General features: G+C 36.4%; 23 protein-coding genes, 2 tRNA genes and 1 other annotated feature. All 25 genes read right to left on the reverse strand.

Features of this window, described 5'->3' with window-relative positions; genetic code table 11:
* Positions 1-39: 39 nt before the first annotated feature.
* Positions 40-768, reverse strand: a complete 729-nt coding sequence (gene trmD / locus HMPREF0819_RS03120; RefSeq protein WP_004232177.1) for a tRNA (guanosine(37)-N1)-methyltransferase TrmD — start codon at positions 766-768, stop codon at positions 40-42.
* Positions 758-1,276, reverse strand: coding sequence for a ribosome maturation factor RimM (gene rimM, locus HMPREF0819_RS03125; RefSeq protein WP_004232180.1), 519 nt, complete (start codon positions 1,274-1,276; stop codon positions 758-760). The genes trmD and rimM overlap by 11 nt, the downstream gene beginning before the upstream one ends.
* An 85-nt stretch (positions 1,277-1,361) precedes the next feature.
* Positions 1,362-1,433 (reverse strand) — tRNA-Glu (locus HMPREF0819_RS03130).
* Between the two features lie 24 nt (positions 1,434-1,457).
* A tRNA-Gln gene (locus tag HMPREF0819_RS03135) sits at positions 1,458-1,529 on the reverse strand.
* 245 nt (positions 1,530-1,774) lie between these two features.
* Positions 1,775-2,023 carry a KH domain-containing protein gene (locus tag HMPREF0819_RS03140; RefSeq protein ID WP_003065320.1) on the reverse strand — a complete coding sequence of 83 codons (249 nt, stop codon included), beginning with the start codon at positions 2,021-2,023 and terminating at the stop codon, positions 1,775-1,777.
* A gap of 17 nt (positions 2,024-2,040) precedes the next feature.
* Positions 2,041-2,313: a 30S ribosomal protein S16 gene (gene rpsP / locus HMPREF0819_RS03145; RefSeq protein ID WP_004232185.1), complete on the reverse strand. Its 273-nt coding sequence runs from the start codon at positions 2,311-2,313 to the stop codon at positions 2,041-2,043.
* A gap of 175 nt (positions 2,314-2,488) precedes the next feature.
* Positions 2,489-3,271: a hypothetical protein gene (locus HMPREF0819_RS03150; protein WP_004232187.1), complete on the reverse strand. Its 783-nt coding sequence runs from the start codon at positions 3,269-3,271 to the stop codon at positions 2,489-2,491.
* A gap of 31 nt (positions 3,272-3,302) precedes the next feature.
* Complete coding sequence (locus HMPREF0819_RS03155) at positions 3,303-4,052, reverse strand: class I SAM-dependent methyltransferase (RefSeq protein ID WP_004232190.1); 750 nt, start codon at positions 4,050-4,052, stop codon at positions 3,303-3,305.
* 18 nt (positions 4,053-4,070) lie between these two features.
* Positions 4,071-4,661, reverse strand: coding sequence for a TVP38/TMEM64 family protein (locus HMPREF0819_RS03160; RefSeq protein WP_044023294.1), 591 nt, complete (start codon positions 4,659-4,661; stop codon positions 4,071-4,073).
* Positions 4,662-4,746: 85 nt separating this feature from the next.
* Positions 4,747-5,976, reverse strand: coding sequence for an ABC transporter permease (locus tag HMPREF0819_RS03165; RefSeq protein ID WP_044023295.1), 1,230 nt, complete (start codon positions 5,974-5,976; stop codon positions 4,747-4,749).
* Between the two features lie 12 nt (positions 5,977-5,988).
* Positions 5,989-6,699 (reverse strand): ABC transporter ATP-binding protein, encoded by a 711-nt coding sequence (locus HMPREF0819_RS03170; RefSeq protein WP_044023296.1) that lies wholly within the window; start codon positions 6,697-6,699, stop codon positions 5,989-5,991.
* Positions 6,700-6,711: 12 nt separating this feature from the next.
* Positions 6,712-7,923: an efflux RND transporter periplasmic adaptor subunit gene (locus HMPREF0819_RS03175; RefSeq protein ID WP_044023297.1), complete on the reverse strand. Its 1,212-nt coding sequence runs from the start codon at positions 7,921-7,923 to the stop codon at positions 6,712-6,714.
* Between the two features lie 195 nt (positions 7,924-8,118).
* On the reverse strand, positions 8,119-11,298 hold the full coding sequence (gene carB, locus HMPREF0819_RS03180) for a carbamoyl-phosphate synthase large subunit (protein WP_004232200.1): 3,180 nt from the start codon (positions 11,296-11,298) through the stop codon (positions 8,119-8,121).
* Between the two features lie 233 nt (positions 11,299-11,531).
* On the reverse strand, positions 11,532-12,620 hold the full coding sequence (locus HMPREF0819_RS03185; RefSeq protein ID WP_004232201.1) for a carbamoyl phosphate synthase small subunit: 1,089 nt from the start codon (positions 12,618-12,620) through the stop codon (positions 11,532-11,534).
* 67 nt (positions 12,621-12,687) lie between these two features.
* Positions 12,688-13,614: an aspartate carbamoyltransferase catalytic subunit gene (locus tag HMPREF0819_RS03190; protein ID WP_004232204.1), complete on the reverse strand. Its 927-nt coding sequence runs from the start codon at positions 13,612-13,614 to the stop codon at positions 12,688-12,690.
* A 3-nt stretch (positions 13,615-13,617) separates the two neighbouring features.
* Positions 13,618-14,850 (reverse strand): uracil-xanthine permease family protein, encoded by a 1,233-nt coding sequence (locus HMPREF0819_RS03195; protein ID WP_074450880.1) that lies wholly within the window; start codon positions 14,848-14,850, stop codon positions 13,618-13,620.
* A 61-nt stretch (positions 14,851-14,911) separates the two neighbouring features.
* Entirely contained in the window at positions 14,912-15,433 is a 522-nt protein-coding gene (pyrR, locus tag HMPREF0819_RS03200) for a bifunctional pyr operon transcriptional regulator/uracil phosphoribosyltransferase PyrR (protein ID WP_004232208.1), read from the reverse strand.
* Positions 15,434-15,717: 284 nt separating this feature from the next.
* Positions 15,718-16,614, reverse strand: a complete 897-nt coding sequence (locus tag HMPREF0819_RS03205; protein WP_004232211.1) for an RluA family pseudouridine synthase — start codon at positions 16,612-16,614, stop codon at positions 15,718-15,720.
* On the reverse strand, positions 16,598-17,071 hold the full coding sequence (gene lspA / locus HMPREF0819_RS03210; RefSeq protein ID WP_004232214.1) for a signal peptidase II: 474 nt from the start codon (positions 17,069-17,071) through the stop codon (positions 16,598-16,600). Before lspA ends, HMPREF0819_RS03205 begins: the two co-directional genes overlap by 17 nt.
* Entirely contained in the window at positions 17,068-17,985 is a 918-nt protein-coding gene (locus HMPREF0819_RS03215; protein WP_044023298.1) for a LysR family transcriptional regulator, read from the reverse strand. Before HMPREF0819_RS03215 ends, lspA begins: the two co-directional genes overlap by 4 nt.
* Before the next feature lie 137 nt (positions 17,986-18,122).
* Positions 18,123-18,416 carry a 50S ribosomal protein L27 gene (gene rpmA, locus HMPREF0819_RS03220; protein WP_004232221.1) on the reverse strand — a complete coding sequence of 98 codons (294 nt, stop codon included), beginning with the start codon at positions 18,414-18,416 and terminating at the stop codon, positions 18,123-18,125.
* 21 nt (positions 18,417-18,437) lie between these two features.
* A complete protein-coding gene (locus tag HMPREF0819_RS03225) occupies positions 18,438-18,773 on the reverse strand; it encodes a ribosomal-processing cysteine protease Prp (protein WP_004232222.1) in 336 nt (111 codons plus the stop codon).
* Positions 18,774-18,785: 12 nt separating this feature from the next.
* Positions 18,786-19,100 carry a 50S ribosomal protein L21 gene (rplU, locus tag HMPREF0819_RS03230; RefSeq protein ID WP_004232223.1) on the reverse strand — a complete coding sequence of 105 codons (315 nt, stop codon included), beginning with the start codon at positions 19,098-19,100 and terminating at the stop codon, positions 18,786-18,788.
* 35 nt (positions 19,101-19,135) lie between these two features.
* Positions 19,136-19,211: a sequence feature (ribosomal protein L21 leader region), on the reverse strand.
* A 91-nt stretch (positions 19,212-19,302) separates the two neighbouring features.
* A complete protein-coding gene (locus HMPREF0819_RS03235; protein ID WP_004232224.1) occupies positions 19,303-19,842 on the reverse strand; it encodes a GNAT family N-acetyltransferase in 540 nt (179 codons plus the stop codon).
* Positions 19,833-21,035 carry a CapA family protein gene (locus tag HMPREF0819_RS03240; RefSeq protein WP_004232225.1) on the reverse strand — a complete coding sequence of 401 codons (1,203 nt, stop codon included), beginning with the start codon at positions 21,033-21,035 and terminating at the stop codon, positions 19,833-19,835. The genes HMPREF0819_RS03235 and HMPREF0819_RS03240 overlap by 10 nt, the downstream gene beginning before the upstream one ends.
* Positions 21,036-21,051: the final 16 nt, after the last annotated feature.

Raw genomic sequence — 21,051 nt, forward strand, 5'->3', positions numbered from 1 at the left:
AAGACATACAGCCGCATGTCCTTTATTATATCACATATTCTATTTTTTCGCGTCTCTATCCTTTAGAATCTTACGGAAAATGGCCTCTTCTTCCTTCGTAAAGGTATAGTTTTCCAACAAATCAGGTCGACGATCCAATGTTTTACGAAGGCTTTGTTCAATTCGCCACTTACGAATATTCTCATGGTGACCACTCATCAAGACATCAGGCACTTTCATACCACGAAAGTCATATGGACGAGTGTACTGAGGAAATTCTAATAAACCAGATGAAAATGAATCATCTTGGTGACTTGCTTCTTTTCCGAGAACATTTGGAATCAAGCGAACTGTGGCATCAACGATTGTCATTGCTGCTAACTCACCACCCGTTAAAACAAAATCGCCAAGTGAAATCTCATCTGTCACTAACGTCTTGATACGCTCATCATAGCCTTCATAATGACCACAGATAAAGATTAACTCTTCTTCTTGTGAAAGCTCCTCAGCATAGCTTTGGTCAAATTTACGACCTGCAGGATCCAAAAGAATCACACGAGGTTTTTTAGCATTAATTTTGTCAATCGTATCAAAAATAGGCTGCGCACGAAGTAACATTCCTTGACCGCCACCATAAGGTTCATCATCAACATGACGAGCTTTTTCAGCATTATCACGGAAATTGTGGTAATTAATGTCAAGCAATCCTTTTTCAGTCGCTTTTCCGACAATTGAGTGTTCAAGCGGTGCAAACATTTCTGGAAAGAGTGTCAAGATATCAATCTTCATCGTCAAGTCCTTCCAATACATCTACATCAACACGATTACCTGCAACATCAACATTCAAAATAACTGGTGGAATGTACGGCAATAGCAAATCGCGTTTTCCTTTACGTTTGACAACCCAAACATCATTAGCACCAGGCTGAAGAATTTCTTTAATTTGCCCAATTAAAACATCATTTTCATAAACGTCAAGTCCAATGATTTCATGATAGTAAAATTCACCATCTTCAAGTTCTGAAAGATTTTCTTCAGCAACCTTCAATGAGCACCCTTTATATTTTTCGATATCATTGATATGATACATACCTTTGAATTTGATGATGTCAAAATTCTTTTGTTTGCGATGGCTTGCAATTTCTACATCAAGCAGAAAACGATCCTTATCATCAAAAACAGCCAGTTTTGAACCTTTTTTAAAACGTTCTTCAGCAAAATCTGTAACTGACAAAACACGCATCTCACCTTGAAGACCTTGTGTATTGACAATTCTTCCAACATTATAGTAATTCATTTTCACTCCACATAACTTAGTCTTTATTATTTTACCATAAAAATAGTAAAGAAAAAACCAGCTGCCCTACTGCAACTGGTCAAGATAGTCCGTACGGGATTCGAACCCGTGTTACCGCCGTGAAAAGGCGGTGTCTTAACCCCTTGACCAACGGACCATATTAACAAAACCATACGGTTCACTGGGGTAGCTGGATTCGAACCAACGCATGAGGGAGTCAAAGTCCCTTGCCTTACCGCTTGGCTATACCCCATAAACAACATAACCTATTCTATCGCAATCAACTTTATTTGTCAACCCCTTTTTTGAAGTTTTTTTCAAAAAGTTTTTTAAACTGCAATAATCTGACCTGCACAACAACTCTCAAAAGTTATCTCTCAAATCAATACAATATATATTCTATCATGATTGAGGCACTTTGGCAATACTTTTTTGAAACTTTTTTTAATTTTTTTCAGGATACTTGACATTTGCAAAAAGAAAAAGAGTAGCATAACACTACTCTTCTCCTTTTTCGTCAATAACGAGTCTTACTTTTTTACCTTGAGTTGGTACCGAATAGACAATCGATCTTATCGCTGTAATGGTACGACCTTTTTTACCGATAACACGACCGATGTCCTGTGCATCCAAATCCAGATGATATTCTAAAAACTCAGGTGTATCTTCAATTTTAATGGTAAGATTATCTGGTTGTGAAATCAAAGGTTTCACAATAGCGATAATAAGATTTTCAATGGTATCCATAGGCTTTTGTTACTCTATTATTTTGAGAATTTTGAATCGTGGAATTTTTTCATAACACCTTGTTTAGAAAGGATGTTACGAACTGTATCTGAAGGTTGAGCACCTTTAGACAACCATTCAAGAACACGTTCTTCTTTAAGTGTTACTTGGTTTTCAGCTACAAGTGGGTTGTAAGTACCAACTGTTTCGATGAAACGACCATCACGTGGAGCACGTGAATCAGCTACGTTGATACGGTAGAAAGGTTTTTTCTTAGAACCCATACGAGTTAAACGGATTTTTACTGCCATTAGTATAAAGTCTCTTTTCTATTTTTTTGTTTAGGTTAATAGCTCTGCTACTAACTCACTTAACTTATTATATCATAAAAAGATAAGGTGTCAAGAAAAAAACTTGACACCTTTTAATTTTTTTCAGATTGTTAAACAATATAAGCATTGTAGATTACTTAGTTTACAATTCATATTACTTATAACCAATAACTTTTTCTGAAACTTCAGTAATTATTTCATCAGAAATATCGCTTACAGATAGTGAATATGCTTTATTAAGTCTCGGATTGAAAATTCCGAGATTCTGAATATTGTTAAACTCTAGATAATTAGAATGCTTTCCCATTATATAATAAATCAATATTTGAAGTGTCTGGTCTTTATTTGGCTCTTTCTTTGATACTTTAAAATCCCAAAGAGTATCAGCAGTTAAATAGTCACCATCACCTATAGTAACAACATCAGTATAAGCTCCCTCAAAAGTAAAACCGTCTTTAATAATTGGTCCATAATTTTCAATAAATGCAAGTGATCTTAGGACCATTGTACGTACGTTCTCAATAGTCTCATCAGTTAGAACAGGACTATTTTTTTTTTGCATACTCCTATAAATGCTCTCATAAAATGATGACATTTGTACACGATAATATACATCAAATTCAACAAGTTTATGAGCACAACGTATTGATTCATCATCTAAACCTTTAACGTGCTTTAAAAACGCCTTTGCCAATTCATACTCAGATATATTTTTAGCCCCTTGTAAAGAAACTTTAAATGCATCCTCTAACGGTGCTCCATTCATAAATCGAGTAAGATAATCAACCAACAATCCAACAAGAATAGGATGTATGTTCTCTTCATCATTTAACGCTGTCTCATCATCAAATTGTTGGACATGAAATGCTGTCTTGGGTCGGATATATCCTCCCCAAGGTTGTTTCACTTGTTTTATACGTTGTGTTACTGAAACCATTTTTCTCCTCAATATAGTAATATATTACCAATTAAATCTCAATTACACCATAATGGAACTTCTGATTCGGTCGTACAAATTGCTTAAAGCCATATTTTTCAAAGACATCATCTCTAAAATGAGCTTTAATGATAATCTTCTTTCTAGCCACGCGCTTAGTTTCTTGCAAAAGCTCTTCTGAAAAAGCTGTGACATTAGCATACTGACGTAAGCCATCCAGATTCTTCGATTCCTCAATTCTCTCAGAAAACATCGGATCACAATAAACAATATCAAAAGAATCATTCGGTAGTTTTTTCAAGTACGCCAGACTCTCAGCACAAATAGTCTTGATTGAACGCATTGCTTGGTTTAGTGACTCAGAGTTACTTTGATAGTTTTTTAAACCTTCTGAAACAATAAAATGAATCAAAGGATTACTCTCTACTGCTGTTACATCGTGACCAGCGTATGCCATAACAATACTATCACTTGCTAATCCCATTGTCGTGTCAAGAACCTTCAAAGAGTCCGTACCAAGTAAATCAACCAATGCATCGTGTGAACTTTTTATTCGTAGCATAGCCGTATCTGGATGAAAAGAAAGCTCACTACCATCTTGATTTAATAAGCACAGCTTATTTTCATAAACCAAAAGGATACCCTCGCGACCCTGCAACAGCTTTTTTGCTGATTGTTTATTTCGCTCAATCACTGGAAGATTAAGCTTTTCACCGATTGTTTTTGCTTTAGCAAGCAATTTAGCATTTTCTCTCAAACTAGTTGTAATTACAATTGACATAACCACATTATACCAAAATCACAAAAAACTTTTGATGAATCGTCCACCATAAATCCAAAAATAACTAAAAGCAACAATCGAAATCGGCTTACAAATTAAAATAATGTATAAGAATCGTTTAAAGGACATTCTTGATAAGCCGGTTACCATAACCAAAATATCTGCTGGTGATATAGGAGAAGCCATATTCAAAGCAAATACAGTTTCATATGTTGATGATGCCAATTTTTGCTCATAATGCTTAAATGATTTCTCATCTACAAATAATAAAATAAACGGTTTACCATATCGCCTCGTAAGCAAAAATAGAATGATACTCCCAATCACAATTCCAACATAATTCAGAATAAATCCCAGAATTGGTCCAAATGCCATAAAACCAACAACCGTTGTCACACCACCTGGAATAATCGGGATAACAACTTGAATAATTTGTAATAGTAGAAATCCAATGCTACCTATAATCAAATGGCCTTTAAGCGCTCTTGTTAAAGCATCAGGATCATTTAAAATATCCATGTGCTTAAATAGATAGACTAAAAATAAAACAGTCAAAGCAATTGAAAAAATTCCCAAAAATTGAACCAACTTCTTCAAAGTTTCATACATCATATCATCCTTTAACACGTCTATTACTTAAATTTATTATACAAGGGTTATTCTTTTTTAACAAGAAATTATGTAACTCCTTTCATTATTCATAACGAAGGGCTTCAATTGGATTTAGTTTACTTGCTTTGTTAGCCGGTAATAGCCCAAATACAATACCGATAAGGGCTGAAAAGATAAGGCTACCTAGTGCAATATTTAGAGAAATAGATGGTTTAACATTTGGAATAGTATTTCCAAGCAAGGCTGTTACTCCAGACGCTAAAGCAAGCCCAATCAATCCACCTAAAATTGTTAAGACCATTGATTCAATTAAAAATTGAGTCAAAATTTTCTGGCGCGTAGCACCGAGAGCTTTACGTAAACCAATCTCACGTGTTCTCTCGGTTACAGATACTAACATGATATTCATGACACCAATACCACCAACAAGCAATGAAATACCTGCAATAGCACCGATAACCGTTGTCATCATGCCATAAGCTGATTTCACCTGAGAAAGTACTTGCGTCATGTCATAAATTGTAAATCGACCAGTTCTAACACCAGAAATCTGTGTCATCAAACGAGCAGCTTCTTTTCCGACTTTAGACGATTCTTTAACATCGCTGACATGAACAAATGCTCCCTGAACCTCGTCAATGTTGAACTCTGCAGCTAACTGAGTATTTGTCATAACAGCATTTCCGCCTGATTGCATGCCATACTGTGCCGAACCAGCATCTGGGTCTTTATAAACACCAACAACTAGATAGGTTTTTGAACCGATAGAAACTTGCTGATTAAGCGAAGCATTATTGCTGCCGAAAAGTTTAACAGCTAATTTTGTATCCAACATAACAATACGAGAAAAACGGTCATAATCTCCCTTTTCAAAACTTCGTCCTGCTAGTACTTTGAATTTTTTAACCGCAAAATAAGTCTTGTTTACCCCTGTTATATTAACATTTTTAGATTTTTTCTGATTTCCCTCAACTGTTGATGTTGTCCCATTTGTTAAATAGTAATTCGTAACACCTGGAAGCTCGCTTGTGATTTTTTGCAACCACTCTTCCTTAATTTGTGGTCCTTTGTCAGATGCTGTAGGGTCTTCATCATCAAAAATATCCATATCATCTGACTTCTTAGTTGTGTAATAAATTTGAATATTTTGATTGTCAGAAGCAAACATATTAGTGACTTGATTTGTCATTCCTTCACCCAATGCCATAATGACAACCACTGAAGCCACACCGATAATGATTCCTAAAGTTGTTAAAAACGAACGCATCTTGTGCCCCATGATTGAACTTAGGGCGAATTTCCAATTTTCCATCATAATCCTCCCTTAATCAATTCGAACACTTTCTGTGGTATCTCTTGTAATCTCACCATCACGAATAATAATTTTTCGTGTTGCAAAATCAGCCACCTCAGGCTCGTGCGTTACCATAACAATCGTTTTTCCTTCACGATTTAACTCCGTCAATAAGTTCATGATTTGAATACTTGTCTTAGTATCAAGGGCACCTGTTGGCTCATCAGCAAGAATAATTGAAGGATTATTGACCAAAGCACGCGCAATAGCGACACGTTGCTTTTGTCCACCAGACAACTCAGACGGTAAATGCTTCATTCGTTCGCTCAACTCAACTTTTTCTAAAAATTGTTTTGCTAATTGACGACGCTTTGAAGCACCGACACCAGCATAAATGAGTGGAAGTTCAACATTTTGTAAAGCTGATAACTTAGAAAGAAGGAAGAATTGTTGAAAGACAAATCCAATTTCTTCGTTTCTAACTCTGGCAAGTTCTTTCTCTTTGAGTTCTTCGACTTGTTTGCCATTCAAGCTATAATCACCAGATGTTGGTCTATCCAAGAGACCGATAATGTTCATCAAGGTTGATTTACCTGAACCAGATGGTCCCATAATGGCAAGAAATTCACCTTCATAAACTGTCAAATCAATTCCTTTTAAAACATTGAGTTCTTGATCGCCATTCTGGTAAGATTTTATAATATTATTTAATTGAATTAGTGGTTTTTTCTCATCTGTCACTACTGTCACCTCTTATTCTTCTTTAGCAGTGGCATCTTCTTTAGTTACATGTTCAACTTTTTCACCATTTTTTAGAGCTTTATCAGGATTTGAAATAACAGATTGACCTACTTCTACTCCACTTAAAATTTCTTGTTGTGAAGCATCAGCATTTCCAAGGGCTACTTCTACTTTACTTACTTTTTTAGAATCTTTGTCATAAATCCAGACAAACTTTTTATCTCCCTCAGTAGAGACAGCGTCAACTGGGACAAGTTTATTTTTGTTTTCATTAACAACTTCTACTGAAACTGTAAATCCTTGTTGAAGGTTAGTAGTGTCACCTGTCAAATCAATTTTGTAATCATAAGAAGCTGAACTATTTGATGAGTTGCTTGATTCAGAAGTTGCTGCATCAGCAGTTTGATTTGGATAATTTGAAATGTATGAAATTGTACCAGTCCATTCTTGATCAGGATAAACTTTTGACTTAATCTTAACGTTTTGACCAGTCTTAATATTTGCCAAATCGTATTCTGTCAATGTTCCTTTTACCTGAAGTTGACCTTCTGTTGCCACGTGAACAAGCGTTTGACTATTTTTAGATGATGGGTCAATATCATTATTAACTTCAACAACTGTACCAGAAACATCACTTGTAATAATTGTTTCATTTAGTGCTTGTTGAGCTTTATTTACCTCAGCTTGAGCATCCGCATAGGAATCATTCAAATCTTGTAATTGCTGATTGTATTCAGCAGTTTGTTGAGCTGTTGGCTGAGAAGTAACTGTTGTTTCCTCACCAGTTTCTTCATCGGTACTAGTTGATGTTGTTGGCAGATTACCGTATTTTTTCAAATAGTCAATTTGGCGTCCAACTTTATTAAGTCCACGAACAGCCGTATCGTAAGCTGCTTGTGCCGCAGTTGAGTCATATTGAACAAGTTGTTGACCTGTTGTGATTTGGTCTCCGACAGCTACAGTTGGTCTAGCTGAACTACCTTTGCTACTATCAAAATACACATATTGCTCCTGAGAAGCTTTCACTTTCCCAGTTAGTAAAGTAGATGATGAAATTGTACCTTCTGTTACATTGACAGTGTTGTAAGATACTTCACTTTTTACTGATGATTTGGACTGTTGCCACATCATCAATCCCCCACCAGCAACCACAAAAATTGCTACTGCTGCTCCAATTGTAATCTTAGTCTTTTTTGACATACTTGACTTGCTTCTTCTAGACATTTTCTTCCTCGTTTTCTTTTTGTATAATTGTATCGCTAAGATAGAACAATTATACATTTTTGGTATATTACTGTCAAGAATAAACCGAAGTTCATCTTTATAACCATTATAGTTGAATTCGTTAGCAGAAATTCTTACAAGTTTGTAAGTGAAAACAAAAAAAGCTGAGACATTAGTCTCAGCCTTTGATTGATATTAGATGGCTTGCGTTGTAAATCCGCGACTTTCAAGTACACGAATCATGGCATCTACTGTATCAAGCGCAGTAAAGAGAGGAACACCATGCTCGATAGCAGAGCTGCGAATAATAGCTCCATCTTCATCAAGAGTACGTTTTGTACCAACTGTATTAACAATTGCTTGAACTTTTCCTGCACGAACAAGTGCTGGAATGTCATTATCGTCATCTTGACCAATCTTATCAATGATTGTTGAATGAAGGCCATGCTCAGCAAAGAACTTAGCTGTTCCGTGTGTTGCAAGGATACAGTATCCAATGTTAGCAAAACGTTTTGCTAATCCAAGTGCTTCGGCTTTAGTATCATCAGATACAGTAAAGACTACATTACCAAATGATGGCAAGTGAAGATATGATGCTTCGAACACTTTGTAAAGAGCTTTTTCAAGTGTTTGATCTGATCCCATGACTTCACCAGTTGATTTCATTTCAGGACCCAAAAGGCTATCAACTTTAGCAAGTTTTGTAAATGAGAAGACTGGTGCTTTGACATGAACATAATCAGCTTCTGGATAAAGACCATCTTCATAACCAAGGTCTGACAAAGTTTGTCCAAGAATCAATTTTGTTGCTACTTGAGCCATTGGAATATTTGTTACTTTAGATAAGAATGGAACCGTACGACTTGCACGCGGGTTAACTTCGATAACATAAACAGTTTCATCTTTGATAACAAATTGGATATTCATCATACCAAAGCAATTCAACCCTATCGCTAGACGTTTTGTATAATCTGCGATAGTTTCTTGAACTTTCTTAGAAAGTGTTTGTGGTGGGTAAACAGCCATTGAGTCACCTGAGTGAACACCAGCACGTTCAATGTGTTCCATAATACCTGGAATCAAAACATCTTTACCATCTGAAATGGCATCCACTTCACATTCACGACCAACAATATATGAGTCTACAAGAACGGGATGGTCAGGACTCGCTTTTACAGCTGTACGCATGTATGAACGAAGATCTTCTTCATTTTCAACGATTTCCATAGCACGTCCACCTAGAACATATGATGGGCGAACAAGAACTGGGAAACCAATCTTATGAGCTGCTTCTACCGCTTCTTCTTCATTTGTTGCAGTTTGTCCTGGTGGTTGTGGAATGTTCAACGCTTTTAGAGCTTGTTCAAAAAGATCTCGGTCTTCAGCACGGTCAAGGTCAGCCACTTGCGTACCAAGAATTTTGACACCTGCTTTTGACAATGGTTCTGCTAAGTTAATCGCAGTTTGACCACCAAATTGAACGATAACACCTTTTGGTTGCTCAAGCTCAATCACATTCATAACATCTTCAAATGTAAGTGGCTCGAAGTAAAGTTTGTCTGAAATTGAGAAGTCAGTTGAAACTGTTTCAGGATTTGAGTTCATGATAATAGCTTCATATCCTGCAGCTTGAATTGCTTTAACAGAGTGAACTGTTGCGTAGTCAAATTCGACACCTTGACCAATTCGGATTGGTCCAGAACCAAGTACGATAATTGATTCTTTATCTGATTTGATTGATTCATTTTCCCATTCATATGTTGAGTAGAAGTATGGTGTTGCTGATTCGAACTCAGCAGCACATGTATCAACCATTTTATAAACTGGAATGATTTTATTTTCGATTCGAAGAGTTCGAACTTCTTCAGCAGTCATGTTCCAAAGCTCTGCAATTTTAAGATCCGCAAATCCATTTCGTTTTGCCTCTTTAAGAACATCGACATCACCAACGTGAGTAGCTAATTCTTGCTCAATTTCAAAAATGTGAAGCAATTTATCAAGGAAGAAAAGATCAATTTTTGTTAGTTTTGATAATTCTTCAATTGTGTATCCACGACGGATGGCTTCAGATAGGTAGAAAAGACGATCGTCTTGGGCACGAACAATCTTATTCACCAAATCATCATCTGAAACATTTGCTAATTCGGACATTTCATTGTGATGAATACCAATTTCAAGAGAGCGACAAGCTTTCAAAAGTGACTCTTCAATGTTACGACCGATTGCCATAACTTCACCAGTCGCTTTCATTTGAGTACCTAGACGGCGTTCACCATTTTCAAATTTATCAAATGGGAAGCGAGGAATCTTAGCTACCACATAGTCAAGAGCTGGCTCAAACATAGCGTATGTCGTACCTGTAACTGGGTTTATCATTTCATCAAGCGTTAAACCAACAGCAATCTTAGCAGCTAATTTTGCGATTGGGTAACCAGTAGCTTTTGAAGCAAGAGCTGATGAACGTGACACACGTGGATTTACTTCGATAACATAGTATTTAAAGCTATTTGGGTCAAGGGCAAGTTGAACGTTACATCCACCTTCAATTTTAAGAGCGCGGATAATACTCAAACTTGCATCACGCAACATTTGGTTTTCAATATCTGAAAGAGTTTGCGTTGGCGCAAAAACAATTGAGTCACCTGTGTGAATACCAACAGGGTCAAAGTTTTCCATGTTACAAACAACCAAAGCGTTGTCTGCAGCATCACGCATCACTTCGTATTCAATTTCTTTAAAACCTGCAATTGAACGTTCAATCAAACATTGTGTAACTGGTGACAATTTCAAACCATTTTCAGCGATTTCACGGAGTTCTTCTTCATTGTCACACATACCACCACCAGTACCACCAAGAGTAAAGGCTGGACGAACAATAACTGGATAACCAATTGAGTCAGCAAAAGCAACTGCTTCATCAACGGTATTTACAATTTCAGATTCAGGAATAGGTTGATTCAAATCTTCCATCAATTGTTTAAATTGATCGCGGTCTTCAGCTTGGTCGATAGCTGATAATTTTGTACCCAGCAATTCAACTCCAAGTTCGTCAAGAATTCCTGCTTTTGACAATTCCATTGCCATGTTAAGACCAGTTTGTCCACCTAATGTTGGAAGAAGTGCATCTGGACGTTCTTTACGAAGAATTCTAGTTACAAATTCTGTTGTCAAAGGCTCAATGTAAACTTTATCAGCAATTTCTTTATCTGTCATGATTGTTGCAGGATTTGAGTTAACAAGAACAACGCTGTATCCTTCTTCTTTCAAAGCAAGACAAGCTTGTGTTCCTGCGTAGTCAAATTCAGCAGCCTGACCGATAATAATCGGACCAGAACCAATCACCATAATTTTTTTAATATCAGTACGTTTCGGCATAATCTATGATACAAGAGTTACTCATCCAACAACTGATGAGCACTCAAATGCTCAAGTTAACTTCTAGCTAACTTGCAGCTTGTATCTTCTCCTTTCTATATTCTCTATCTCACGGGATAGAATTAAATAGTTCTCCGACATTTAAAACTAACTTATTCGCAAAATCAGCTTCAAACTCATGTATGACTAGTCATACTTCTTATATTTTCTAACTCTCAGGTTAGCTTTAAACATTAGTTACGAGTTTTTCCAGCTTGAAAAGCATCAATTAATTCGATGAAATCATCAAATAGATAACTTGCATCATGTGGTCCAGGCGCAGCGTCTGGGTGGAATTGAACTGAAAATTCTGGAAAATCACGGTGACGAACACCTTCTACAGATTTATCGTTGATTTCTTCATGAGTAACCATCAAGCAATCAGGAAGTGAGTCTCGATCAACTGCATAACCATGGTTTTGACTTGTAAAATCAATACGTCCAGTAGCAATTTCGCGCACTGCATGGTTAAATCCACGGTGACCGAATTTCATTTTATATGTTTTAGCACCATTTGCTAAGCTGAAAAGTTGGTGACCCATACAAATACCGAAGATTGGAATTTTTCCTTGAACGCCACGAATCATATCCAGAACTTCTGGCACATCTTCTGGGTTACCTGGACCATTTGACAACATAACACCGTCAGGGTTGAGTTGGAGAATCTCATCAGCAGTAATGTTATAAGGTACAACCGTTATATTACATTTACGTTTTGAAAATTCTCGTAAAATAGAATGTTTAAGTCCAAAGTCAACCAGAACAATATTTTTACCAACACCTGGTGCTGGATAAGCAGTTTTTGTTGATACTTGCTCAATATTGTTAGTTGGTAAAACTGTTGCTCGCAACTGGTCTTGCAAATGCTCAAGAGTATCTCCTGCATTTGCCAAAGTTGCTTTCATCGTACCATGTTTTCGAATGATTTTTGTTAGAGCTCGTGTGTCAACTCCAGAAATTCCAGGAATATTTTTTGCTTTCAAAAATTCATCTAAAGTCATTTGATTACGCCAATTATTAGGTCGACGTGTGTTTTCTGAAACAACAACCCCTTTACATGTTGGTTTGATTGATTCATAGTCATCTCGATTGACACCGTAGTTACCCACTAGCGGATAAGTAAATGTCAAGATTTGACCGTTATAAGACTGGTCAGTAATTGATTCTTGGTAACCTGTCATACCAGTATTAAAAACAATCTCACCTGTTACATCAAGGTCAGCTCCAAAAGCTTTCCCTTCAAAAATTGTTCCATCTTCTAAAATTAAAAGTCTTTTTGCCATTTTTATTCCTCTCGTTTGCTCTCACGGGAGCAGTTTAACGTTTTTAGCGGACACTTCAAATAAATAGTTAAGCTTTACCATTAAGTACAGCTTCTAAGATTGCCATTCTCACAAAAACACCGTTTTGCATTTGTGTAGCAATTCTTGATTTTGGTGCTTCTACCAGTTTATCAGCAATCTCAACATCACGATTAACTGGTGCTGGGTGCATAATGATGGCAGAAGTCTTCATTTTGTCATAACGTTCATAAGTTAGACCATAAGTTTTATGATAAGTTTCTTTTGAAAAACCACGCTCGCTATCATGACGTTCATGCTGAACACGCAACATCATCATGACATCAACTTTGTCAACAATCTCATCAATTGTTACAAATTTTCCATAGACATCAAATTCACTTGAGTACCATTGCTCTGGACCAGTAAAGTATAACTCTGCTCCAAGTCGTTTAAGAATTTGCATGTTCGATTTTGCAACACGAGAATGTGTGATATCACCGACAATAGCAACTTTAAGATTTTCAAAACTTCCAAACTCTTCATAAATTGTCATCAAATCAAGTAAACACTGACTCGGGTGTTGACCAGAACCGTCACCACCATTAACAATTGCTGTTTGAATTGTTCGGCTATCAATCAACTCTTTGTAATAATCTTCCATTGAGTGACGAATCACGCAGATATCAATTCCTAGTGAGCTCATTGTCAAAATCGTATCATACAAAGTTTCACCTTTGTTAACTGAACTTGTTTTTGCATCAAACTCAATGACATCAAGTCCAAGTTTTCTTTCAGCAACTTCAAAAGATTTGTGTGTACGAGTTGATGGTTCAAAGAAAAGATTAGCTGCAAAATATTGTCTATCTAAACTAAAGTCAACTTCGTTATTCTTAAACTGAATACCACGTTTGATTAAACCTAACACTTCTTCATTTGATAATGTTTCCATTGTAACCAAATGTTTTAATGAAACAACGCCATCTGTAATTGCCATTTTTTAGTCCTTTTCTGGAAGAATTTGATACAAGATAATTCCTAAAAGTGTTGAGAAAGCAACACCTGTAATTTGAAGACCAGCGACTTGTAATGTCAAACCACCGATACCAGAAACTAGGATAACACTTGCAATTAAAAGATTTTTCTTATTATCAAAATCAATTTTATTTTCAACTAAAATTTTAAGACCACTTGATGCAATAACACCAAAAAGTGCAATTGAAATACCACCGATAACTGGTGTTGGAATTGATGAAAGTAGAGCTGAAATTTTTCCGATAAAGCTCATCACAACCGCAATCACAGCAGCTCCAGCGATAACGTACACTGAATAGATTTTGTTAAGAGCCATGACACCGATGTTTTCACCATATGATGTTACCGGTGGAGCACCGAAGAACCCTGCGATGATTTGTGCTAGACCATCACCTGTAAGAGTGTGATCAAGACCTGGATCTTTAAAGAAGTCACGTCCTGTTAAGCTATTAAGAACCATAACGTGTCCAAAGTGCTCAGTCATTGTAACAAAAGCGATTGGAGCCATTGTCAAGATGGCACTTGGATAAAGTTTAAAGTGATAATCTACAAAAAGAATATCAAAATCTGGAACTTGGAACCAAGCTGATTTTGCAACGCCTGACAAATCAACAATGCTTTGACCTGTCACAGCACCAATAACCAAGGCAAAAATATAACCAACAATCAATCCAAGAAGAATTGGAATAACACCGATGATTTTTTTGCCATACATGTTAAAGAGAATAACCGCAAGCAATGTTACCATACCAATCAAAAGGTAAGTGAAATTATAAGCGCCATCTTTAAGCATTACATCATTAACGGCTGTTGTTGCAAGGCTAAGACCGATAACAATGATGATTGGACCAACCACAACCGGTGGCAATACTTTATCAATCCAAGCATTTCCTGCAAATTTCACAATCAAGGCAACAATCAAGTAAACCAAACCACCAGCAATTGCCCCCTGAGCTACCGCAGCAATCCCATCTGTTTTCATGAGCATTTGCATTGTTGCGATGTAAGCAAAACTTGAACCCATATATGCTGGAATTTTATATTTGGTTACTGTCAAATGCGCTAGAGTACCCAAACCACTTGAAAATAGTGCAATCGCAGGATCAATTCCAACTAAAATTGGAACCAAAACTGTTGAACCAAACATTGCAAACAAATGTTGAAATGATAGTCCAAAAAGCATTCCTGGTTTTGGCATATCATGCACATCGTATCTTACGTTTTCCACTTTTTTTCACTCTCCTTAATTCTTATACTGATTAACTTGGATCAACAATGCTAACGCGATCTTTACCGTCTACTTCGACAACTTCAACGATAATTTCTTCGATTGCACTTGTTGGAATGTTTTTACCAACGTAATCAGCACGAATTGGGAGTTCACGGTGTCCACGGTCAACTAATACTGCAAGACTGACACGCGCTGGACGACCAAGACTTACCAAGTTATCAATTGCTGCACGAATTGTACGACCTGTATAAAGAACGTCATCTACCAAAATAACGTCTTTACCAGTAATATCAACTGGCATATTAGTTGTATCTTCTTCAACTTTCATATCATCTCGGAAAGGTTTGGTATCAAGGTCACCAATCGGAATATCAATACCTTCCAATTGTTTCAAACGGTCTTGAATACGACGAGCGATATAAACACCACGTGTCTTAATACCTGCAAGGACGATATTATCAAGATTTTTATTGCGCTCGATAATTTCATAAGTGATACGTGTAATAGCACGTTTCATTGTTACGCCATCAACAATTTCTTTTGTTTTCATAAACAAACCTCTCTAAATATACAAAAAATCTCCTCGTTACCAAGGAGATTCCACAAAATATAGGTACAACTATACCAGTTGCACTTTTCTTTTACCGTTCTCTCCTTGCCTGCCTCACGGGACAGTATTAAAGGATAATATTTACTGTCTATATAATACCAAATCGTTTATCGTTTGACAAGTAATTTACGAACTTGGACAAAAAATATCTTGAAATTATTTTTAAAAGACGAATAAAAAAACAGGTAGCAATCACCTGCTAATCCTGTTTTTATCATATTTTCTTACGCTTTACCGCTTCTTAATTTTTCTAGTGTTTCTTTAAAAATTTCAGGAACTTCTGCCGTAAATGTTATTGTTTCACCAGTTTTCGGATGTGTAAAGCCAAGAGTTTGCGCATGCAAAAATTGACCATGCCCTTTAAGTGTTTTACGTGGTCCGTAAAGTGGATCACCTGCAACAGGGTGTCCAATATAAGCCATGTGCACACGAATTTGGTGAGTACGACCTGTCTCCAAAGTCAATTCAACTAGCGTGTAGCTCCCAAATCGTTCCAAGACTTTAAAATGTGTCACAGCTGGTTTTCCCTTAGCTGTTACAGCTTGTTTTTTACGATCTTTGTCTGAACGGCCAATCGGTGCTTCAATCACACCACGATCATTTGGAATATTTCCGTGAACGATGGCAACATACTTACGAAGTGATTTCTTATCTTTCAACTCTGCTGCGAGAGCATTATGTGCAGCGTCATTCTTTGCAATCATCAAAAGTCCTGAAGTATCTTTATCAATACGATGGACAATACCAGGGCGAATAACACCATTTATTGATGATAAATCTTTAATGTGATACATCAATGCATTTACTAACGTACCAGATGTATGCCCAACTGACGGATGAACAACCATACCTTGTGGCTTATTAACAACAGCTACATCTTCATCCTCATAAATAATATCAAGTGGAATATTTTCAGCAGTATACTCTAGTACTTCTTCTTCTGGAACTTCGTAAGTGACAACATCACCAACTTTAACAGCATATTTCGCTTTGACAGCTTTGCCATTTACCAAAACAGTTTCTTTTTTAATTTCATCATTAGCTTGGCTACGTGACAATTCTGTCAAATCCGCTAAGGCTTTGTCCAAACGAGCACCAGCTTCTTTAATGATTAATTCCATTTTCCTCCTCTTTCCATAGGGTAATGAAAAGAATAATTACCCCAACAGTTAAATACGAATCTGCCACATTAAAAATTGCAAAATTCATAAAATCTAAGTGAACCATATCAACAACATAGCCTAGGCGCACGCGATCAATAAAATTTCCTAATCCGCCTGAAATAATTAACAAAAGCCCAAACAAGAGCCAAAAATTACCTTGTAAATTTTTAACAAAATAATAACAAGCAGCGCCAACAACAGCAAAGGTAATCACCGTAAAGAACCATTGTTGATTTTGTAAAATTGAGAACGCAGCACCATAATTACGCAAGTAAGTTAGACTAAAAATACCCGGCAAAAATTTATAAATAGTGTTTAAAGGAATATGATTGACAATCCATAGCTTGCTCAATTGATCTAATGCAATCAAAACAACAGCAGCTAATGGAAAATAAATTTTTCTATAGTTTTTCATTTGGTCACCTTTGGACTGAATTTTTCAAAATAATCTCTCATGACACCAGTAAATTTTAAAGCAATCGGCGATAAGTTTTTATCACGTCGTTTAATATAAACCATTTTATTATCCAGCTTATCTTCAAGAGGAATAACAGTGATACCATTAACACTTCTACCATCCAGAAAACCTGACCCTGTTGCAAATGCATCTGTTCGCTCTAAAATACCATTTAACGTTGCCCTGTCAGTCACATTGAAAATATGTGGGCTGTCAGAAGTGTCTACAAAGTTTTCAGAATAATAAAGATACTCATCTTTTTCTTGTGTGAAGCGCACCGTTGGAAAGTTCTTCAAGTCATCCATTACAAGACTTTCTTTTTGAGCTAAAGGATGATCCTTAGCAATATAAATGTGGGTTTTAAACGGAATCAGTTCAATAAATTCCAAACCCAGTTTTTCCATACGCTGTAAAAGTCCCTTTCGATTTTGATTATTTAGATAAATAATCCCAATCTCACTGTCACCTTGTGCAACCTCATCAAGGATTTGAATGGTCGTTGATTCAAAAATACGAAAATCCTTGTATTCTGGATGAGCCTTAGAAAAAGCTGTGATTAACGGTGGCAAAAAATCATAGTGCTGACTTGCAATTGAGAATTCATCAGAATCAACTGCTGATTGCGAAAATTGCTTTTCAAAAGAATCAAAACTCTTAACAACTTCGAGTGCCTTTTCATAAAACGTCATACCATGACTGGTCAAAACAGCACCAGTTGTTGTTCGTGTAAAAATTTGAAACCCTAATTCACCTTCAAGATCCTTTATAGCTACTGACAAACTCGGTTGGCTAACAAAAAGCTTAGACGCCGCTTCACGAAAAGTACCGCTATTTGCAATAGCTACAACGTAACGTAGTTGCTGTATATTCATGTCAATCATTCTTTCTAAAAAATCAATCAGTTTCATTATATCAAAATATAGTAAAAGGCGCTATATCAAGTAAAGATTGACAATAACTTAAAAAATCAAACAAAAAAAGTCTGCATAAAGCAGACTCTTTTGCTAAATTATTTTGCGATTGGATAAACTGATACTTGACGTTTATCGCGACCTTTACGTTCGAAGCGAACAACACCTTCCACTTTAGCGAAAAGTGTATCGTCACCACCGCGACCTACGTTCACACCTGGGTAGATGTGAGTACCGCGTTGACGGTAAAGGATTGATCCACCTGAAACAGTTTGACCGTCAGCTGCTTTAGCACCAAGACGTTTTGCTTCAGAATCACGACCATTTGATGTAGAACCTCCACCTTTTTTGTGGGCGAAAAGTTGCAAGTTAGCAAGATTCATTTTTAACATATGTAGTGTCCTCTTTTCAAATTAGTTTGCAATGACCTTAACTGAGACAAACTCTTGAGAGTTCTCTGCCAAGTTGGTCATTCCTAAAAGAAAGCTTTCAAATAAAAGTTGAACTTTCTCATCTGTCTTTTTGGTCATATGAGAGATATCAATCTTCATATAACCACCATCAATCTCATTGACAGCTAAATCAACGTCACAATCTGTCAAAGCCTCTAACGAATTAACTAAATTAATCGATAAGGTTGAGACAGCTGCACATACGATATCAAAGCCATATTCACCACTGCCGGCATGTCCAGTAAGCTCAACACTTTCTAGATTTCCTTCATGACGAATAAAAGTTGCTTGAATCATGAGAATGCTAAATTAAGCGTTGATAGCGTTGATAACAACTTTAGTGTAAGGTTGACGGTGACCTTGTTTACGGTGTGAACCTTTTTTAGGTTTGTATTTGAAAGTAACAACTTTCTTTTGTTTTCCTTGTTTTTCAACAGTACCAACAACAGAAGCTCCTTCAACAACTGGTGTACCAACAACAGTTTTTTCACCACCAACAAGAACAACTTCGTTAAATGTTACTTCTGAACCAGCTTCAACATCAAGTTTTTCAACATAGATAGCTTGACCTACTTCAACTTTAACTTGTTTTCCACCAGTTTTGATGATTGCATATGTGCTCATCGTGCACCTCCTATAAATTTTTGTTGCGGATTTTTCCGCTTGTGAAGACTCGCCTAAATCGTGAACCTCGAAAGTTTCTTAAAAACGATTTTCGTGCGGTTGCACAGGATGTGCATTTAGTCAACGTTCATATTTTAACACGTTAAGATGATTAAAGCAAGGAATATGCTGCCTTTTTTTAATGATAGTACGTTTTCATTCTCTATTTTTTATCATAAGATACTTTTACTAAACCTAGAACTGCTTTTTTCGTCAATTTTTCGATAGAGTCAATTGCAATTGTTTTATTATTTGCCATCATCTGATAAGTCTCAGTACCCTCATGATAATAATATGCTGTAATGTGAAAACCATTTTTCTCATAAAAACGCACGCGTTTCAAACGTTGGTGAAAGTTGTCAGCTTTTTCATCCATTGGCTCAATAGCTAGAACAACTGGACGGTTTCCTGCTATTTTTTTGATATCCTGCAAAATCTCAGAGCCATATCCACGGGAACGAATTTGCGGATTAACCGCCAAGAAAAATAAATAAACAACATCTTCATTTTGTAAAACATAGGCTAATCCAACAAAGTCATCTCCATCATAATAAGCGTAAAAATCTGCCAATTCTCGGTAACTTGTCAAAAGCATTGAAAAATATGGCACACGTTCAACAGCTGGAAATGCTGATAAGTATAAGTTTTTGACATCACAGGAACTTTTAGAAAAAAGTTTCACCTTTTGACGTTTTAATTCCATTGTAAATTCACCAATTCATTCATTTCTTGATAGGCAGTATCAACTCTTTCTTGCATTGCTGCATCCAGTTTATCACGATATTTACCACCTTTGATAAAATCTTCCAAAATCAGCGTACGGTAATCTGAAAGAACAAAACCTTCTGAACCAACTACGCCTTTGCTCCAAACCCAAACCATAGTTGGGTGAGCTGCAACCTTCTTAATAGTAGTTTTATTGTTTTTCTTCTCAAATGTCACATCCATCAATAAACCACGTTCTGTCCAAATATCATCTACTGTCTCCAAACGTTGATTAGAAATGAAGTTTCCCATTGAGTAGATGATAAATTTCTTCTCACCGTTTTTTTCGATTGTTTCTGATGGTTCTACCACGTGTGGATGTCCACCAAAAATAACGTCTGCACCCCAATCAATCATTTTATGATAGAGCGTTACTTGCTCTTGAGTTGGTTCGAGTTGATATTCAACACCCATTTGAGGCATAACGATAGTGACATCAGCTTTCTTTTCTGCTTCTTGGATTTCAGACTTCATCCTGTCTTCATCTAAATCAGACATGTGTTTTTCATAGTTACTTGAAGAAAGATTTGCTTCTAAACCATTGTAAGCATAAGAATAACCTAGGATTGCAATTTTGATCCCATTGACATTTTTAATTAAAATATCTTCTTTGTCACGATTGTTTTTATAGACCCCAATACTTGGCATACCAAGTTTGTCAAATGTTTTTACAGTATTAATGGCACCTGAAAGCCCTGAATCCAAAATATGATTATGAGCTAAATCAACGACATCATAACCTGTATCCTTCATTGCATCAGCAATCTCACTTGGCGCATTAAATAGCGGATAACCTGCTAGAGGATAATCAGGACTAATTGTCCCTTCATAGTCTCCAATCGCTAAATCAGCGCTTGAAATCCAACTCTTAGCGTATTCAAAGAAAGGCTTAAAATCATACGTTCCATCAGATTTCTCAGCACTGCCATAAAGTCCATTATGGATTAGAATATCACCATTTGCCATAACACGCGCCGTTTTAACTTTTTTTGAACTTACTTTTGCCTGATTAACACTACTTGCCGCATGCTTTTCAAAAATCAAACCATAAATAGCACTTCCAAACAAGCTAACCAGTAAAAAAGCCAAGCAAGCCAAGGTTGTTTTTTTGTAAATCATCCTATCTAACATCTTAGTCACACCTCCA

Origin of the sequence: Streptococcus equinus ATCC 9812 (assembly GCF_000187265.1) — a bacterium.
In the GTDB taxonomy this organism is placed as follows: Bacteria; Bacillota; Bacilli; order Lactobacillales; family Streptococcaceae; genus Streptococcus; species Streptococcus equinus.

Bases quoted from the DNA above. Each gene is read 5' to 3' on its own strand.
- HMPREF0819_RS03160 (WP_044023294.1), bottom strand. From the start codon at position 4,661: ATGTATGAAACTTTGAAGAAGTTGGTTCAATTTTTGGGAATTTTTTCA.
- rimM (WP_004232180.1), bottom strand. From the start codon at position 1,276: ATGAATTACTATAATGTTGGAAGAATTGTCAATACACAAGGTCTTCAA.
- HMPREF0819_RS03175 (WP_044023297.1), bottom strand. From the start codon at position 7,923: ATGTCTAGAAGAAGCAAGTCAAGTATGTCAAAAAAGACTAAGATTACA.
- HMPREF0819_RS03190 (WP_004232204.1), bottom strand. From the start codon at position 13,614: ATGGCAATTACAGATGGCGTTGTTTCATTAAAACATTTGGTTACAATG.
- HMPREF0819_RS03165 (WP_044023295.1), bottom strand. From the start codon at position 5,976: ATGGAAAATTGGAAATTCGCCCTAAGTTCAATCATGGGGCACAAGATG.
- trmD (WP_004232177.1), bottom strand. From the start codon at position 768: ATGAAGATTGATATCTTGACACTCTTTCCAGAAATGTTTGCACCGCTT.
- HMPREF0819_RS03215 (WP_044023298.1), bottom strand. From the start codon at position 17,985: ATGAATATACAGCAACTACGTTACGTTGTAGCTATTGCAAATAGCGGT.
- HMPREF0819_RS03225 (WP_004232222.1), bottom strand. From the start codon at position 18,773: ATGATTCAAGCAACTTTTATTCGTCATGAAGGAAATCTAGAAAGTGTT.
- HMPREF0819_RS03240 (WP_004232225.1), bottom strand. From the start codon at position 21,035: ATGTTAGATAGGATGATTTACAAAAAAACAACCTTGGCTTGCTTGGCT.
- rpsP (WP_004232185.1), bottom strand. From the start codon at position 2,313: ATGGCAGTAAAAATCCGTTTAACTCGTATGGGTTCTAAGAAAAAACCT.
- rpmA (WP_004232221.1), bottom strand. From the start codon at position 18,416: ATGTTAAAAATGAATCTTGCTAACTTGCAACTTTTCGCCCACAAAAAA.
- HMPREF0819_RS03155 (WP_004232190.1), bottom strand. From the start codon at position 4,052: ATGTCAATTGTAATTACAACTAGTTTGAGAGAAAATGCTAAATTGCTT.
- HMPREF0819_RS03205 (WP_004232211.1), bottom strand. From the start codon at position 16,614: ATGGAATTAATCATTAAAGAAGCTGGTGCTCGTTTGGACAAAGCCTTA.
- rplU (WP_004232223.1), bottom strand. From the start codon at position 19,100: ATGAGCACATATGCAATCATCAAAACTGGTGGAAAACAAGTTAAAGTT.
- HMPREF0819_RS03185 (WP_004232201.1), bottom strand. From the start codon at position 12,620: ATGGCAAAAAGACTTTTAATTTTAGAAGATGGAACAATTTTTGAAGGG.
- HMPREF0819_RS03235 (WP_004232224.1), bottom strand. From the start codon at position 19,842: ATGGAATTAAAACGTCAAAAGGTGAAACTTTTTTCTAAAAGTTCCTGT.
- HMPREF0819_RS03150 (WP_004232187.1), bottom strand. From the start codon at position 3,271: ATGGTTTCAGTAACACAACGTATAAAACAAGTGAAACAACCTTGGGGA.
- carB (WP_004232200.1), bottom strand. From the start codon at position 11,298: ATGCCGAAACGTACTGATATTAAAAAAATTATGGTGATTGGTTCTGGT.
- pyrR (WP_004232208.1), bottom strand. From the start codon at position 15,433: ATGAAAACAAAAGAAATTGTTGATGGCGTAACAATGAAACGTGCTATT.
- lspA (WP_004232214.1), bottom strand. From the start codon at position 17,071: ATGAAAAACTATAGAAAAATTTATTTTCCATTAGCTGCTGTTGTTTTG.
- HMPREF0819_RS03140 (WP_003065320.1), bottom strand. From the start codon at position 2,023: ATGGATACCATTGAAAATCTTATTATCGCTATTGTGAAACCTTTGATT.
- HMPREF0819_RS03195 (WP_074450880.1), bottom strand. From the start codon at position 14,850: ATGCCAAAACCAGGAATGCTTTTTGGACTATCATTTCAACATTTGTTT.